The 14,802-nt window shown below is 69.2% G+C and carries 16 protein-coding genes; 13 read left to right on the top strand and 3 right to left on the bottom strand.

Going from position 1 to position 14,802, the window contains the following annotated elements; translation table 11 throughout:
• Window positions 1–130 precede the first annotated feature (130 nt).
• The gene (locus tag ACF66B_RS01560; RefSeq protein ID WP_111428574.1) at window positions 131–1,258 is read right to left on the bottom strand and encodes a carboxylate-amine ligase; all 1,128 of its coding nucleotides are present in this window, start codon (window positions 1,256–1,258) and stop codon (window positions 131–133) included.
• A gap of 234 nt (window positions 1,259–1,492) precedes the next feature.
• On the opposite strand from ACF66B_RS01560, the gene ACF66B_RS01555 reads away from it, so the two are divergent.
• Together ACF66B_RS01555 and trpS are read left to right on the top strand one after the other, a co-directional pair.
• Entirely contained in the window at window positions 1,493–1,735 is a 243-nt protein-coding gene (locus tag ACF66B_RS01555) for a hypothetical protein (RefSeq protein WP_111428575.1), read from the top strand.
• Between the two features lie 240 nt (window positions 1,736–1,975).
• Window positions 1,976–3,013, top strand: coding sequence for a tryptophan--tRNA ligase (gene trpS, locus ACF66B_RS01550; RefSeq protein WP_111428576.1), 1,038 nt, complete (start codon window positions 1,976–1,978; stop codon window positions 3,011–3,013).
• A gap of 7 nt (window positions 3,014–3,020) precedes the next feature.
• On the opposite strand, the gene ACF66B_RS01545 is transcribed toward trpS, so the two are convergent.
• Window positions 3,021–3,917 carry a hypothetical protein gene (locus ACF66B_RS01545; RefSeq protein WP_111428577.1) on the bottom strand — a complete coding sequence of 299 codons (897 nt, stop codon included), beginning with the start codon at window positions 3,915–3,917 and terminating at the stop codon, window positions 3,021–3,023.
• Between the two features lie 226 nt (window positions 3,918–4,143).
• On the opposite strand from ACF66B_RS01545, the gene ACF66B_RS01540 reads away from it, so the two are divergent.
• The 11 genes from ACF66B_RS01540 (at window position 4,144) to ACF66B_RS01490 (ending at window position 13,952) form a co-directional block, all read left to right on the top strand.
• The gene (locus ACF66B_RS01540) at window positions 4,144–4,602 is read left to right on the top strand and encodes a universal stress protein (RefSeq protein ID WP_111428578.1); all 459 of its coding nucleotides are present in this window, start codon (window positions 4,144–4,146) and stop codon (window positions 4,600–4,602) included.
• Window positions 4,603–4,686: 84 nt separating this feature from the next.
• A complete protein-coding gene (locus ACF66B_RS01535; protein WP_111428579.1) occupies window positions 4,687–5,247 on the top strand; it encodes a NifU family protein in 561 nt (186 codons plus the stop codon).
• A complete protein-coding gene (tsaB, locus tag ACF66B_RS01530; protein WP_111428580.1) occupies window positions 5,237–5,911 on the top strand; it encodes a tRNA (adenosine(37)-N6)-threonylcarbamoyltransferase complex dimerization subunit type 1 TsaB in 675 nt (224 codons plus the stop codon). Before ACF66B_RS01535 ends, tsaB begins: the two co-directional genes overlap by 11 nt.
• A complete protein-coding gene (locus ACF66B_RS01525) occupies window positions 5,908–6,330 on the top strand; it encodes a GNAT family N-acetyltransferase (RefSeq protein WP_111428581.1) in 423 nt (140 codons plus the stop codon). Before tsaB ends, ACF66B_RS01525 begins: the two co-directional genes overlap by 4 nt.
• A 185-nt stretch (window positions 6,331–6,515) precedes the next feature.
• The gene (locus ACF66B_RS01520) at window positions 6,516–7,517 is read left to right on the top strand and encodes a BMP family ABC transporter substrate-binding protein (protein WP_111428582.1); all 1,002 of its coding nucleotides are present in this window, start codon (window positions 6,516–6,518) and stop codon (window positions 7,515–7,517) included.
• An 11-nt stretch (window positions 7,518–7,528) separates the two neighbouring features.
• Complete coding sequence (locus ACF66B_RS01515; RefSeq protein WP_111428583.1) at window positions 7,529–9,109, top strand: ABC transporter ATP-binding protein; 1,581 nt, start codon at window positions 7,529–7,531, stop codon at window positions 9,107–9,109.
• The gene (locus ACF66B_RS01510; RefSeq protein ID WP_111428584.1) at window positions 9,106–10,203 is read left to right on the top strand and encodes an ABC transporter permease; all 1,098 of its coding nucleotides are present in this window, start codon (window positions 9,106–9,108) and stop codon (window positions 10,201–10,203) included. Before ACF66B_RS01515 ends, ACF66B_RS01510 begins: the two co-directional genes overlap by 4 nt.
• Window positions 10,203–11,168: an ABC transporter permease gene (locus ACF66B_RS01505; protein WP_111428585.1), complete on the top strand. Its 966-nt coding sequence runs from the start codon at window positions 10,203–10,205 to the stop codon at window positions 11,166–11,168. Before ACF66B_RS01510 ends, ACF66B_RS01505 begins: the two co-directional genes overlap by 1 nt.
• Window position 11,169: 1 nt before the next feature.
• The gene (locus tag ACF66B_RS01500; RefSeq protein ID WP_111428586.1) at window positions 11,170–11,970 is read left to right on the top strand and encodes a purine-nucleoside phosphorylase; all 801 of its coding nucleotides are present in this window, start codon (window positions 11,170–11,172) and stop codon (window positions 11,968–11,970) included.
• Between the two features lie 294 nt (window positions 11,971–12,264).
• Window positions 12,265–13,182: a sulfite exporter TauE/SafE family protein gene (locus tag ACF66B_RS01495; RefSeq protein ID WP_111428587.1), complete on the top strand. Its 918-nt coding sequence runs from the start codon at window positions 12,265–12,267 to the stop codon at window positions 13,180–13,182.
• Entirely contained in the window at window positions 13,179–13,952 is a 774-nt protein-coding gene (locus ACF66B_RS01490) for a TIGR02186 family protein (RefSeq protein ID WP_111428588.1), read from the top strand. Before ACF66B_RS01495 ends, ACF66B_RS01490 begins: the two co-directional genes overlap by 4 nt.
• On the opposite strand, the gene ACF66B_RS01485 is transcribed toward ACF66B_RS01490, so the two are convergent.
• Window positions 13,949–14,764 carry an ion transporter gene (locus tag ACF66B_RS01485; RefSeq protein WP_111428589.1) on the bottom strand — a complete coding sequence of 272 codons (816 nt, stop codon included), beginning with the start codon at window positions 14,762–14,764 and terminating at the stop codon, window positions 13,949–13,951. The two genes, ACF66B_RS01490 and ACF66B_RS01485, sit on opposite strands and share 4 nt — an antisense overlap.
• Between the last annotated feature and the right edge of the window lie 38 nt (window positions 14,765–14,802).

Raw genomic sequence — 14,802 nt, 5'->3', positions numbered from 1 at the left:
GAAAGATCTCCCTATAATCGCGGTCACCTTGCGCGATGCCTCGCAGCGTTGCAATGCCGCAGGAAGGCACAGGAGCGGAGGGCCTGCCGCCCCCGCACCAGCCCCGCCCGGGCCCCGACCGGCCCGCCCCTCAGGGCAGGGTGAACTCCGCGATCAGGCTGTCCACCACCGCGCGCAGCGCCTCCTCGTCCTCCGCGCCCTGCCGCATCGCCTCGGCATGGACCGCGCGCTGCCGCACCGCCGAGCTGCCCTCCGCCGCGATCCGCCGGAGCCCACTGAGCTCGCGCGAACAGCCGAGCGCCGCGGCATCGTCGGCCAGCATCTCGAGCAGCTCCTCAACCAGATCGCGCACCGGCACCGCCTTGCCGAAGCCGTGGTCGACGAGCTGGCCCTCGACCCCGTAGCGCTGCGCCCGCCAGCGGTTCTCGCGCACGAGCGTGTTGGGATAGATCCGCCAGCGCTGGTTGCGGGTCCGGAGCCGGAAGAGCCAGGCGAGCAGCGACTGATAGAGGGCGGCCAGCGCCGCGACATCCGAAAGCCGCGGGCAGACGTCCGTCACCCGCTGCTCGAGCGTCGGGAAACGCGCCGAGGGCCGGATGTCCCACCAGATCTTGGTGCCGTCCTCGATGCAGCCCGCCGAGACCAGATGCTCGACGAGGCGACGGTATTCCGAGAAGCTCGCAAGCTGGTCCGGCAACCCGGTGCGCGGCATCGCGTCGAACACGGTCAGCCGGTAGCTCGAAAGCTGGGTGTCCCGCCCCTCCCAGTAGGGCGAGGAGCCGGAGAGCGCGAGCAGATGCGGCAGGAAATACGACATCTGGTTCATCAGGTCGATGCGCTGGTCCTCGTCCTCGATGCAGACATGCATGTGCATCCCGCAGATCAGCAGCCGCCAGGCCGGCAGGCCCATGTCGCTCCAGAGCCCGGCATAGCGCTCCTTGCGCGTGTGGCTCTGGCGCCGCCACTTGGCAAACGGATGCGTCGAGGCCGCGATCACCGCATAGCCGAAGCCCTCCGCCGCCTGCGACACCTCCCGCCGCAGACGCCGCAGCTCGTCCACCGCATCGCCCACCGAACGGTGCGGCTCGGTGCCGACCTCGATCTGGCATTGCAGGAATTCCGCCGCCACCCGGTCGCCGAGCACGCCGCTGCAGGCCTCGAAGAAAGCCGGGTCGGGCTCGGCCACGAGATCCCGCGACGCGCGGTCGACGATAAGGTATTCCTCCTCGATCCCGAGGGTGAAACTCGGTCTGTCCATGGCTTCCCCCCAAGGCACCGGCCGTAATGCGGCTGTTACCGGGAATACTGGGGCAGCAGCATAATCCGGTCAATCACCCCCGCGCACCTGCCCGCCACGGAAACGGCCACGGGCCACTCTGCGGGCCGAAATGGATAATTTTAATCAACTGCGCCGGAACCACCGCAGCGGGGCGTTGATTTACCGTGGCGTCCGCGCGACGCCCGAACCTGCATCAGCACAGGAAGAGCCCCGATGCCGCACCGCGCGTATCCCCGCCGGGAGGATGAAACGGCCGCCCCGGCGGTCCGCCACTTCGACATCGACCGCGACCGGCTCCGGATCGACCTTTCCGGCTCCGGGCTCGCGCCGTCGGATGTCCGCATCACCCATGTCTCGTGTTTCGTCGCGCGCATCGATTACGGCGGGCGGCGCATCCTGCTCTACGGCGCCGGGCTCGACCGCCTGGACCGCCACCACCTGAAGATCCTCACCTGAGGATCCGCCGTCCTGCCGCTTCGGGCCGGCGCCGCGACCCGGCCGGCGCCCGGCCGGAAGGCCCCTGGCCGCACCATCCGTCACACCCCGCTGCGGCCGGGGTCACCGGATGCCGGACCTCTTTCGCGCCCGGCATCCGGCATCCGATCCGGCCCGCCCCTTGTTGTTGACGCCGCGCGGCCGAAGGGCAATAAGCGCCCGGCCGCCAGACGCAGACGACGACAGGAAGAGATTGAGACCATGACCGAGGCGACCTCCAGCACCAGCGCCTTCGCTCCCCGCGTGTTCTCGGGCATCCAGCCCTCGGGCAACCTGACGCTCGGCAACTACCTCGGCGCCCTCCGCCGGTTTGCCAAGGTCCAGGACACCGGTGTCGAGACGATCTACTGCATCGTGGACATGCACGCGATCACGGTCTGGCAGGACCCCGGGAAGCTCACCCGCGCGACCCGCGAGCTCGCCGCCGCCTACCTCGCCTGCGGCCTCGACCCCGCCCGCTCGATCCTCTTCAACCAGAGCCAGGTGCCGGGCCATGCCCAGCTCGCCTGGATCTTCAACTGCGTCGCCCGCCTCGGCTGGATGAACCGGATGACCCAGTTCAAGGACAAGGCCGGCAAGAACTCCGAAAACGCGAGCCTCGGCCTCTACGCCTATCCCGCGCTGATGGCCGCCGACATCCTGCTCTACCACGCGACGCATGTGCCCGTCGGCGAGGACCAGAAACAGCATGTCGAGCTCACCCGCGACGTCGCGGCGAAGTTCAACCACGATTTCGGCCTCGAGTTTTTCCCGAGCCCCGAGCCGGTGATCGAGGGCGCGGCGACCCGCGTCATGTCGCTGCGCGACGGCACGAAGAAGATGTCGAAGTCCGACCCCTCCGACATGAGCCGGATCAACCTCACCGACGATGCCGACGCCATCGCCCAGAAGATCCGCAAGGCCCGCACCGACCCCGAGCCGCTGCCCTCCGATCTCGAGGGGCTGAAGGACCGCGCCGAGGCCCGCAACCTCGTCAACATCTACGCAGCCCTGGCCGATACGACGCCCGAGGCGGTGATCGCCGAGCATGCCGGCCAGCCCTTCTCGGCCTTCAAGCCCGCGCTCGCCGATCTCGCCGTCGCCCATCTCGGCCCGATCACCGCGCGGATGACCGAGTATCTCGGCGACCCGGCCGAAATCGACCGCATCCTCGGCGCCGGCGCGGACCGGGCCCACGCCATCGCGGCCCCGATCCTCGACCGGACCTACGACATCGTCGGCATGATCCGGAGCCGCTGAGCCCGCCTCAGTCGAAGAGGCGGCGCCGGAAACAGCAGCCGAGCGCCGCCAGCAGCGCATGCTGCGCCCGGCTGATCCCGAAGAAGCGCCGGAAGACCCGCCGCGCCTCCGGCTCGCCCGCATCGAGCGCCGCGAGGATCATCGCCATCTGCGCCTCGCGCGCGGCACTCATGTTGACCGCGAGCCGCGCCTGCCTGAGCCGCCACTTCGTGCTCCAGCGCTCGAACCCGATCGCGTCGAAATGCCCGAGATAGAGCCCCTGACAGCCGGGGCCCAGCTCCCGCGCCGTCCGCGTCACCACCACGCCGTCGCGCCGGGTGTTGATATTGCCGATCCGGCTGTAGGCCCGCCCGGTGCGGATGAACTGCTTGCCGTCCACATGGCCGAGCAGCCCGGCGCGCATGAACCGCGCCACATCGCCGTAGACCAGCCGGCCGCCCAGCCGCCAGAGCCGCCCCGAGCGCCAGGGCAGCCGGAAATAGGAGCTGCCCCAGGGCTCGCCCGGATCGTCCCCCGGCCCCCAGACCGCCTCCGCCACCGGAATGCGGACCGCCTCGCACGCCTCCGGCACCGCGGCGAGAAACGCAGCGACGGAGGTCTCGCCGAACACGAACTCGTCGAGATCGGCGGCGAGCATCCAGGGGCTCGGGCAGCGCGCGAGCCCGACGGCATAGACCGCCGCCTGACGCTCCTCCAGCGCCTCGGGCCGCCCGCCCTGCGCCGCCCAGAACGCATCGTCGCAGGCGATGATCTCGAGCCCCTCCCGCGGCGCCGGCCAGCCCTCGGGCAGCGGCCCGTCGTGAAACACCGTCACCCGTTTCGCGCCTGCCGCGAGATAGTGCCCGGCGAAGCGCGCCACCACCTCGGGGCTCTCAAGCCCCAGCGATACCGTCGAGAACTGCACCTGAGGCCCCTTTCCGCTGCACTGCACCACGCTTCCCTGCCGGCCCTGACTAGTCCGCCGGCGCCGCACCGCGCAAGCCCGCCTCTCCCGCGCGGGCGGGTCGCCGCCAGCGCCGGGCGCTCGCGGAACGTGCATCCGCCGCAACACCGCCCTGCACCGAAAGCAGTTGCGCCGGGCGCAGCCATGCCGGATGATCCCGGCCCGAAGGAGTCCATCGAGGCCTGGGATGCGCACGTTTCTCATCATTCTTGACGATCTGCCCGAGATGCTGAACGCCATGCGCTACGCGGCGATCCGGGCCGCCAAGACCGGCGGCGCCGTCGAGATGCTCGCCATCATCGCCAACGAGGAATTCCAGCATTTCATGGGGGTCGCCGACGTGATGCGCGCCGAGGCGCACGAGAAGATCGAGGCGCATTTCCAGGTCTTCAAGGACCGGATGGAAAAGCGCGAGGGCATCTCGCCGACGCTGGCGATCCGCGAGGGCGACAAGGTCGACGCCGTGCTCGCCCACCTGCGCGAGAACCCCGAGATCGGCATCCTCGTGCTCGGCGCGGGCACCGGCAAGGGCGGGCCCGGCCCGGTCGTCTCGGCGCTCACCGGCCGCCGGATGGCCGAGCTCCACGTTCCCGTCACCATCGTTCCGGGCTCGATGACCAAGGAGGAAATCGTCGCCGTCACCTGAACCCGCAATCTGGAATGATTCCAGACTGCCCTTGACTTGAGGCCCCGCACGGCGCAGATAAGCCCGTGACGACGGGAGACCCAGATGTTCATCCAGACCGAATCCACCCCGAACCCGGCCACGCTGAAATTCCTGCCCGGACAGTCCGTGATGGCCACGGGCACGGCGGATTTTCCCTCCGAGGCCGCGGCCCAGTCCTCGCCGCTCGCGCGCCGCATCTTCGCCGCGGGCGATGTGACGGGCGTGTTCCTCGGCCCCGATTTCGTGACCGTGACCAAGGCCGAAGGCGTTGACTGGGCACATATCAAGCCCGCGATCCTCGGTGCGGTGATGGAGCACTTCCAGTCCGGCCAGCCGGCGATGGAAGGCGAGGCAGGCTCCGTCGGCCATGCCGACCACGAAGGGCCGGATGCCGAGATCGTCACCCAGATCAAGGATCTGCTCGACACCCGCGTGCGCCCGGCCGTGGCGCAGGACGGTGGCGACATCACCTTCCACGGCTTCGACCGCGGCGTGGTCTACCTGCACATGCAGGGCGCCTGCGCCGGCTGCCCCTCCTCGACGATGACGCTCAAGATGGGGATCGAGAACCTGCTGCGGCATTACATTCCCGAAGTGGTCGAGGTGCGCCCGGTTGGCCTCTGACGCCACCCCTCTCGTCCTCGCCTTCGACACATCGGCCGCGCACTGCGCGGCCGCTTTGTGTCAGGGCCCGGAAACCCGCGCGCACCGCGCCGAACCGATGGCCCGCGGCCAGGCCGAACGCCTGCTGCCGCTGCTCGAGGAGGTGCTCGCGGCGGCGGGCACAAGCTGGGCGGATCTCGACGCCATCGCCGTCGGCACCGGCCCGGGCAATTTCACCGGCATCCGCCTCTCGGTCGCCGCGGCCCGCGGGCTCGCGCTCGCGCTCGGCCGTCCCGCGATCGGCGTCAGCCTCTTCGAGGCGCTCGCCCATGGCCGCCCCGGCCCCGTCCTCGTCCTTGCCGAAAACCGCCGCGGCGCCCCCTTCGCCCAGGCCTTCCGCGACGGCGTGCCGCTCGCCCCGCCGGTGACCGGGCTCGAGGCGCTGCCGCCGCTCGACCCGGCGACGCTCTGCCTCGGCTTCGGCGCGGCGGAGGCCGCCGGCAGCCTCGGGCTTCACGCGGGTGCGGAGGCATCGCTCGCCGATCCCCGCGCCATCGCCGCCGCCGCCATGGGCCGCATCGCGCCCGACGCACCGCGCCCGGTGCCGCTCTATCTCCGCCCCGCCGATGCCGCGCCCTCCTCGGTGGTGCCGCCCGTCCTGCTCGACGCGGAACCGCCGCGGTGAACCCCGATGCGCTCGCCCGCATCCACGCGCTGAGCTTCACCGACACCCCCCGCCCCTGGACCCGCGACGAGTTTGCCGCCCTCGAAGGCCAGCCGGGCGTCCTCCTCCTCTGCCGCCCCGAGGGCTTCGCGCTCGGCCGCATCGCCGGGCCGGAGGCCGAGCTGCTCACCCTCGCCGTCGATCCGGCCGCGCGACGCAGGGGCATCGCGCGAAGCCTTCTCGCGGAGCTTGAGGAAACGGCCTCAAGCCACGGCGTGGTCGAGATATTTCTCGAGGTTGCAACCATCAACACCGCGGCCCGCGCGCTCTACGAGGCCGCGGGCTACGCCATGGCGGGCCGCCGGCCGCGCTACTATGCCCGAGCGGGCGCCCCGGCGGTCGATGCGATCGTCCTGCGCAAGGATCTCTCCCCGCGCTGAGCTGCCGGCCCGCCTTCGCCCGCCGCCGCAGCGCCACGATCTGCCAGCGCAATTTCCGCGTCCCAAAATCAAACCCATTGACCGGTTCCGGGGCTTCGGCCTTTATGGTCTGCAAACCTTTCGGTCCGCGCGGGTGGGGTTCCGGCGGATCGGCGGCTTGGCATTTTCCTCGGAGGAACATTGGGATGACTTTTGCAAGGACCCTCGTCTCGGCGGCCGCACTGCTTCTCTCTGCCGGCGCTGTCTGGGCGGAGGACGCAAACCCGGCGGTGATCTTCGATCTCGGCGGCAAGTTCGACCGCTCCTTCAACCAGGCGTCCTTCGAGGGGGCCGAGCGCTTCAAGGAAGAGACCGGCATCGGCTACCGCGAATTCGAGCTGCAGTCCGACGCGCAGCGCGAACAGGCCCTGCGCCGCTTCGCCCAGCAGGGCTACGACCCGGTGGTGGTGGCGGGCTTCTCCAACGCCTCGGCGATGGAAACCGTCGCCGCCGAATTTCCCGACACCCGCTTCGTGCTCATCGACGCGGTGGTGGATCTCCCCAATGTCCGCTCGGTGGTCTTCTCCGAGCATGAGGGCTCCTATCTGGTCGGCATGCTCGCCGCGATGGCCTCGAAGACCGGTAAGGTGGGCTTCGTCGGCGGCATGGACATCCCCCTCATCCGCAAGTTCGCCTGCGGCTACGTCCAGGGCGTGAAGGCGGTCAACCCGGATGCGGAAGTGTTCCAGAACATGACCGGCAGCACCGGCGCGGCCTGGAACGATCCGGTGCGCGGCGGCGAGCTCGCCAAGAGCCAGATCGACCGCGGCGCCGACGTGATCTACCACGCCGCCGGCGGCACCGGCATCGGCGTGCTCCAGGCGGCGGCGGATGCGGGCGTGCTCGGCATCGGCGTCGATTCCAACCAGGATTACCTCCACCCCGGCAACATGCTCACCTCGATGCTCAAGCGCGTGGACAACGCCGTCTACGACGCGATGATGGATGTCCAGAACGGCGACTGGTCCACCGGTGTCGAGGTGATGGGCCTCGCGCAGGACGGCGTCGGCTATTCCGTCGACGAATTCAACGAGGCGCTGATCACCGAGGAGATGCTCACCACGACCGACCAGGCCAGGACCGAGATCATCAGCGGCGAGATCGAGGTCCACGACTACATGTCGGACGACAGCTGCCCGGCGAGCTGAGGCGCACGCCGGTGCCGCCGCAACCCGGATCCCCCGCCGGCGGGGCGGCCTTCGCCCCCCTCGCCATCGAGCTCTCGGGCATCTCCAAGAGCTTCGGCGCGGTCCAGGCCAACCGCGACATCCACCTCGCCGTCCGCCGCGGCACCATCCACGGCATCGTCGGCGAGAACGGCGCGGGCAAATCGACGCTCATGTCGATCCTCTACGGCTTCTACGAGGCCGATGCGGGCGAGATCCGCATCAACGGCCGCGCCACGCCGATCCGCGACAGCCAGGCCGCGATCGCGGCCGGCATCGGCATGGTCCATCAGCACTTCATGCTGGTCGAACCCTTCACCGTGCTCGAGAACGTCATACTCGGCGCCGAGAACGGCCCGCTGCTGCGCCCCTCGCTCGCCAGGGCCCGCACCGAGCTCACCCGGCTCGCGAAGGAATACGAGCTCCAGGTCGATCCCGACGCGGTGGTGGGCGAGCTCTCCGTGGGCTTCCAGCAGCGGGTGGAGATCCTGAAGGCGCTCTACCGCGAGTGCGACATCCTCATCCTCGACGAGCCCACCGGCGTGCTCACGCCCGCCGAGGCCGATCACCTCTTCCGCATCCTCGAGCACCTCAAGTCCGAGGGGAAGACCATCCTGCTCATCACCCACAAGCTCCGCGAGATCATGGCCGCCACCGACGAGGTGAGCGTGATGCGCCGGGGCGAGATGGTCCGGACCCTCACCACCGCCGAAACCAGCCCCGCCGAGCTCGCCGAGCTCATGGTCGGCCGCCGCGTGCTGCTCCGGGTGGAAAAGACGCCCGCGACCCCCGGCCCGGTCCTCCTCGAGACCCGCGACCTCTCGCTCACCGACGCCAAGGGCGTCGAGCGCCTGCGCGCGGTGAGCCTCGAGGTGCGGGCCGGCGAGATCCTCGGCATCGCGGGCGTCGCCGGCAACGGCCAGTCCGAGCTCCTCGAGGTGCTGGCGGGGATCGCGCCCGCCACCTCCGGCGAGGTCCGCCTCAAGGGCGAGCCGCTCGACATCTCGCGCACCACCAATGCCGACGACCGCCGCCGCCGCGGCATCGCCCATGTCCCCGAGGACCGCCACCGCCGCGGCCTCGTCATGCCCTACCAGACCTGGGAAAACACCAGCTTCGGCTACCACGACCTGCCGAAGTTCTGCGCCCATCTCGGCCTCATGAAGGGCGATGCGATGCGCGAGGACGCCCGCGGCAAGATCGAGCGCTTCGACATCCGCCCGCCCGATCCCAACCTCAAGGCCGCCAACTTCTCCGGCGGCAACCAGCAGAAGATCGTGCTCGCCCGCGAGATCGAATGCGGCCCCGACGTGCTCCTGATCGGCCAGCCGACCCGCGGTGTCGATATCGGCGCCATCGAGTTCATCCACCGCCAGATCGTCGCCCTGCGCGACGCGGGCAAGGCGATCATCCTCGTCTCGGTCGAGCTCGACGAGATCCAGGCGCTCTCCGACCGCATCGTGGTGATGTTCGACGGCCGCGTCTCCGGCACGCGGCAGGCCGCCGACACCGACGAGCGCGAGCTCGGCCTGCTCATGGCCGGGATCGAGCCGGACAAGGGAGCGGCCGCATGAACACGAGCCTGCCCCGCTGGGTCGATCTCGGCCTCATTCCCGCCCTCAACCTCACGCTCGCCTTCCTCGTCGCGGGCCTCGTCGTGGTCTTCATCGGCGAAAACCCGGTCCAGGCGCTCCGCTTCCTCGTCGTCGGCTCGCTCGGCTCCTCCTACGGCATCGGCTTCACGCTGTTCTACGCCACCACCTTCGTCTTCACCGGCCTCTCGGTCGCCATCGCCTTCCACGCCGGGCTCTTCAACATCGGCGGCGAAGGCCAGGCCGCGCTCGGCGGCATCGGCGCGACGCTGGTCTGCCTCGCCGTGCCCTGGCCGCACTGGACCCTCGCGCTCCCCTTCGCCCTCCTCGGCGCCGGGCTCTTCGGCGCCGCCTGGGCCTTCCTTCCGGGCTACCTGCAGGCCAAGCGCGGCAGCCATGTCGTCATCACCACCATCATGTTCAACTTCATCGCCTCGGCGCTGGTGGTCTACCTCCTGGTCAACGTCATGAAGGTGCCGGGCTCGATGTCGCCCGAAACCCGCAACTTCGCGCCGGGCACCCACCTGCCCTTCATGCACGAGATGCTCGGCGCCATCGGCATCACCGTCGCCAAGACCCCGATGAACCTCTCGGCCCTGCTGGCGCTCCTCGCCGCCTTCCTCACCTGGGTGCTGATCTGGCGCACCCGGCTCGGCTACGAGATGCGCGCCTTCGGCTTCTCCGAACCCGCCGCGGTCTATGCCGGCATCGACCCGGTGAAGATCACCGTCATCGCCATGGTGCTCTCGGGGGCGATGGCGGGCATGATGGCGCTCAACGTCGTCATGGGCTTCCAGCACCGGCTGGTGCTCGACTATGTCGGCGGCGCGGGCTTCGTCGGCATCGCGGTCTCGCTCATGGGCCGCTCGCATCCCCTCGGCGTCGTGCTCGCCGCGATCCTCTTCGGCATCCTCTACCAGGGCGGCGCCGAGCTGGCCTTCGAAATGCCCAACATCAGCCGCGAGATGATCGTGGTGATCCAGGCCCTCGTCATCCTCTTCACCGGCGCGCTCGAGAACCTCGTGCGCATCCCCATGCAGCGGCTCTTCGCCCGCTCCCGCACGAGGGCCGCGTGATGGAGCTCGAGATCCTCCTGCAGATCGCCGGCTCGAGCCTGCGCCTCGCCACCCCGCTGCTCCTCGCCTGCCTCGCCGGGCTCTATTCCGAGCGGGCGGGCATCTTCGACATCGGGCTCGAGGGCAAGATGCTCGCCGCCGCCTTCATGGCCGGCGCCGTCGCCGCCGTCACCGGCTCGGCCTGGGTCGGGCTGCTTGCGGGCATCGCCGCCTCGATGGTGCTCTCGCTCATCCACGGGCTCGCCTCGATCACGCTGAAGGGCAACCAGCTCATCTCCGGGGTGGCGATCAACTTCCTCGCCTCCGGCCTCACCGCGCTCGTCGGGCAGAACTGGTTCCACCAGGGCGGCCAGACGCCGCAGCTCACCGCCGGCGGCCGCTTCCTCGCGCTCGAGCTCCCGCTCACCGAAACGCTCGCGCCGATCCCGGTGATCGGCCCGATCTACCAGCACCTGATCTCGGGCCACAACATCCTCGTCTATCTCGCGCTCGCCGCCGTCCCCGCCACCTGGTGGGTGCTCTTCCGTACCCGCTTCGGGCTGCGCCTGCGCGCGGTCGGCGAGAACCCGGGCGCGGTCGATACCGCCGGCATCTCCGTCGTCCGCCTCCGCTACGCCGCCGTGCTCATCTGCGGCCTGCTCTGCGGCATCGCCGGGGCCTATCTCTCCACCGGCATGGCGGCGGGCTTCGTGCGCGAGATGACGGCGGGCAAGGGCTTCATCGCGCTCGCCGCCCTCATCTTCGCCAAATGGCGGCCCTGGCCCGCGCTGGGCGCCTGCCTGCTCTTCGGATTTCTCGAGGCGATCGGCATCCGCTACCAGGGCATCACGATCGGCAGCATCGTCATTCCGGTCCAGTTCATGCAGGCCCTGCCCTATATCCTTACCGTCGTGATCCTCGCGGGTTTCGTCGGCAAGGCGGTCCCGCCCAAGGCCGGCGGCCGCCCCTATGTGAAAGAACGCTGAAATGACTGAAGCCGCAGAGATCATCCGCGCCCGCGCCGGCGCGGAGCCCATCACCCTCGGTCTCGTGCTGGGCTCGGGCCTCGGCCACATCGCCGAGGCCATCGAGGGCGTCTCGATCCCCTATGCCGAGCTTCCGGGCTTTCCCCATGCGGGCGTCTCCGGCCACAACCCAAAGCTCGTGATCGGCACGCTCGAAGGCGTCCGCCTCGCCGTGCTCGGCGGCCGCGCGCATTACTACGAGGCGGGCGATGCCTCCGTCATGCGCACCCCCATCGAGACCCTGCGCGATCTCGGCGCGCGCCATGTGATCTTCACCAATGCCGCCGGCTCCTTCCGCAAGGACGTTCTGCCGGGCGAACTCCTGCTCCTCTCCGATCACATCAACTTCTCCGGCCGCAACCCGCTGATCGGCGAGCCGACCGACGCACGCTTCGTCAACATGGTCGATGCCTACGACCCGGCGCTGCGCGAAGCGCTCCTCACCGCCGCCGACGAGGAAGGCGTGGCGCTCCCCTCCGGCGTCTACGCCTGGTATTCCGGCCCGAGCTTCGAGACCCCGGCCGAGATCCGCGCGATCCGCCTGCTCGGCGCCGATGCCGTGGGCATGTCCACCGTGCCGGAAGTCATCCTCGCCCGCTTCTTCGGCCTCAAGGTGGCGGCGATCTCGACCATCACCAACATGGCCGCGGGCCTCAGCGACGAAAACATCAGCCACGAGCACACCAAGGCCATGGCGCCGCTGGGCGCGGCGAAGCTCGAAAACGTCCTGCGCCGCTATCTCCGGGGCCTCGGCGCGGGCTGAAATCGCGCCCCGCACCGGTGCCGGGCCGCGCCAGCCGCGGGGGTGCGCCCCACCCCGGCGCCTGCCCGGATTCATGATATGTTAACTACGAAAATTCAATGAATTCAAAGGGCATTACCCCCGTTTCACGGTGAAACGCCCCGCTTTCACGCCGGCGATGCCGCCCGTTCTGCCTCCCTGGCAGGCACCTGCGCCACAAGCTGCGAAACAGGCGGCGAAACTCGCCGCGAACGTCTGGCGCGGCCGATTTCCTTGGGCTACGCTCGGAGGGCGCAGTTCAGCTTTCCCGGTGCCATGCAGATCTATTTGCCCATCGCAGAAGTCTCCGTAAACGCGCTTCTGCTTCTTGGCATCGGCGGCATGGTCGGCATTCTCTCGGGCATGTTCGGGGTCGGCGGCGGCTTCATCCTGACCCCGCTCCTCTTCTTCATCGGCATCCCGCCCGGCGTCGCGGTCGCCTCCGCCGCCAACCAGATCGCGGGCTCCTCCTTCTCCGGCCTGCTCGCCCATCTCCGCAAGCGCACCGTCGATCTCAAGATGGGCAGCGTCCTGCTGGCCGGCGGCCTTCTCGGCTCCGGCCTCGGCGTGATGGCCTATTCCGCGCTCCGCAAGATGGGCCAGTACGAGCTCGTGGTGAGCCTGCTCTACGTGGTCCTTCTGGGGGTGATCGGCGCCCTCATGCTCATCGAGAGCCTCCGCGCCATCCGCCGCGCGCGAAACCCCAACGCCGCGCTCGCCTCCCGCAAGCGCCACACCTGGGCCCACGGCCTGCCGCTCAAGATGCGCTTCCGCGCCTCCCAGCTCTACGTGAGCGCCATCCCGCCCTTCGTGGTGGGGGTTCTGGTCGGCATCCTTGCGGCCATCATGGGCGTGGGCGGCGGCTTCATCATGGTGCCCGCGATGATCTATCTCATCGGCATGCCCACCAAGGTCGTCGTCGGCACCTCGCTCTTCCAGTTCCTGTTCGTGACCGGCTTCACCACCGTGCTGCATGCGGTCGAGAACAAGTCCGTCGATGCGGTTCTCGCCGTGATCCTGCTCGTCGGCGGCGTCATCGGCGCCCAGATCGGCGTCGTGCTCGCCGCCCGGCTCAAGGCCGAACAGCTCCGCGTCCTGCTCGCCCTTCTCGTCATCTTCGTCTGCCTCAAGCTCGCCGCCGATCTGGTGATCCGGCCCGCCGAGCTCTTCTCGATCGAGGCGGCCCGCGGATGATCCGCCGGGCCGCCCTCCTCCTCCTCGCGCTCTGGCTGGCCGCTCCGGTGGCGCTGGCCCAGGAAACAGTCGTCACCGGCCTCTCGACCGAGAACATCGCCCTCAATGCCACCTTCGACGGCTCCGAGCTCTTCGTCTTCGGCGCGATCCGCCGCGACGCCCCGATCCCCGAGGACGCCGACCCGCTCGATGTCATCATCACCATCAAGGGCCCGGTCCGCCCGATCACCGTGCGCGAGAAAAGCCGCTGGTTCGGGATCTGGGTGAACCGTTCGGCGGTGCGGATCCGCGAGACCCCGAGCTTCTACGCCATCGCCTCCACCCGGCCGATGGGCGATCTGCTCACCGAAACCGAGCGCCTGCGCTACCGGATCGGCATGGACCAGGCCGTGCGCAAGGTGGAGAGCGCACCGGGGGTCGAGGACACCCGCCCCTTCGCCGAGGCGGTGGTCCGGCTGCGGGAGGAGAGCGGGCTCTACGCCAGGCTCGACGGCGATGTGAGCCTCGCCGAGGACACGCTCTTCCAGACCCACATCAAGCTGCCTTCGAACATCGTCGAGGGCGACTACGTGGCCGAGTTCTTCCTCGTGCGCGACCGCAAGGTCATCAGCTCGGGTGCGGCCGAGATCGTCGTGGAGAAGACCGGCATCGAGCGCTGGCTCTACAACCTCGCCCACAACCGGCCCTTCATCTACGGCCTCTTCTCGGTGGCCCTCGCCCTCGCCGCCGGCTGGCTCGCCGCCACCGCCTTCCGCATCGCCAAGCGCTAGGTTCCGGTCCGGCCCTGCCGCACGTCCGAGGGTTCGAGCGCCTCGAGCTTTTCCTCGATCCGGGCAAGCCGCCCGATCACCGCATCGCGATATTCGTCGGTCTGGGCGTTGCTCTCCTCCGAATGCGCATCCTGCATCGAGTTCACCACCAGACCCACGATCAGGTTCACCACCGCAAAGGTCGTCACCAGGATGAACGGCACGAAGAAGCCCCAGGCCCAAGGATAGACATCCATCACCGGCCGCACGATCCCCATGGACCAGCTTTCCAGCGTCATGATCTGGAACAGCGAGTAGGCCGAACGCCCGATCGTGCCGAACCATTCGTCAAAGGCCGATCCGAAGAGCTTCGTCGCCATCACTGCGCCGATGTAGAAGATGAGCGACATGAGCGCGAAGACCGAGGCCATGCCCGGCAGCGCCGAGATCAGCCCCTCGATCACCCGCCGGAGGCTCGGCACCAGCGAGATGGCGCGCAGCACCCGCAGGATCCGGAGCGAGCGCAGCACCGAAAGTCCATCAACGCTCGGCACAAGGCTGATGCCGACGATCACGAAATCGAAGATGTTCCAGCCCTCGCGGAAAAACCGCCCGCGATAGGCGAAAAGCTTGGCCACAAGCTCGAGCACGAAGATCGCGAGACAGGTCTGGTCGAGCGCAACGAGCAGCGGTCCCGCCGCTGCCATCGCCGTGCCGGAGGTTTCGAGCCCCAGAACCACGGCGTTGAGCACGATCACCGCGAGGATCGCGTTGCGGACCCGCGGCTTCTCCACGAAGGCCGCCACTGCGGCCCGATTAAACCCACCCGTCATTTCGCGAGACCTGTCATATGCTTGAGCTCCGATAAGAA

It is taken from the genome of Amaricoccus sp. B4 (assembly GCF_043226085.1).
Lineage (GTDB): Bacteria > Pseudomonadota > Alphaproteobacteria > Rhodobacterales > Rhodobacteraceae > Amaricoccus.
Note: the sequence above shows the minus strand (reverse complement) of the source record. Positions and strands in the feature narration are given on the sequence as shown.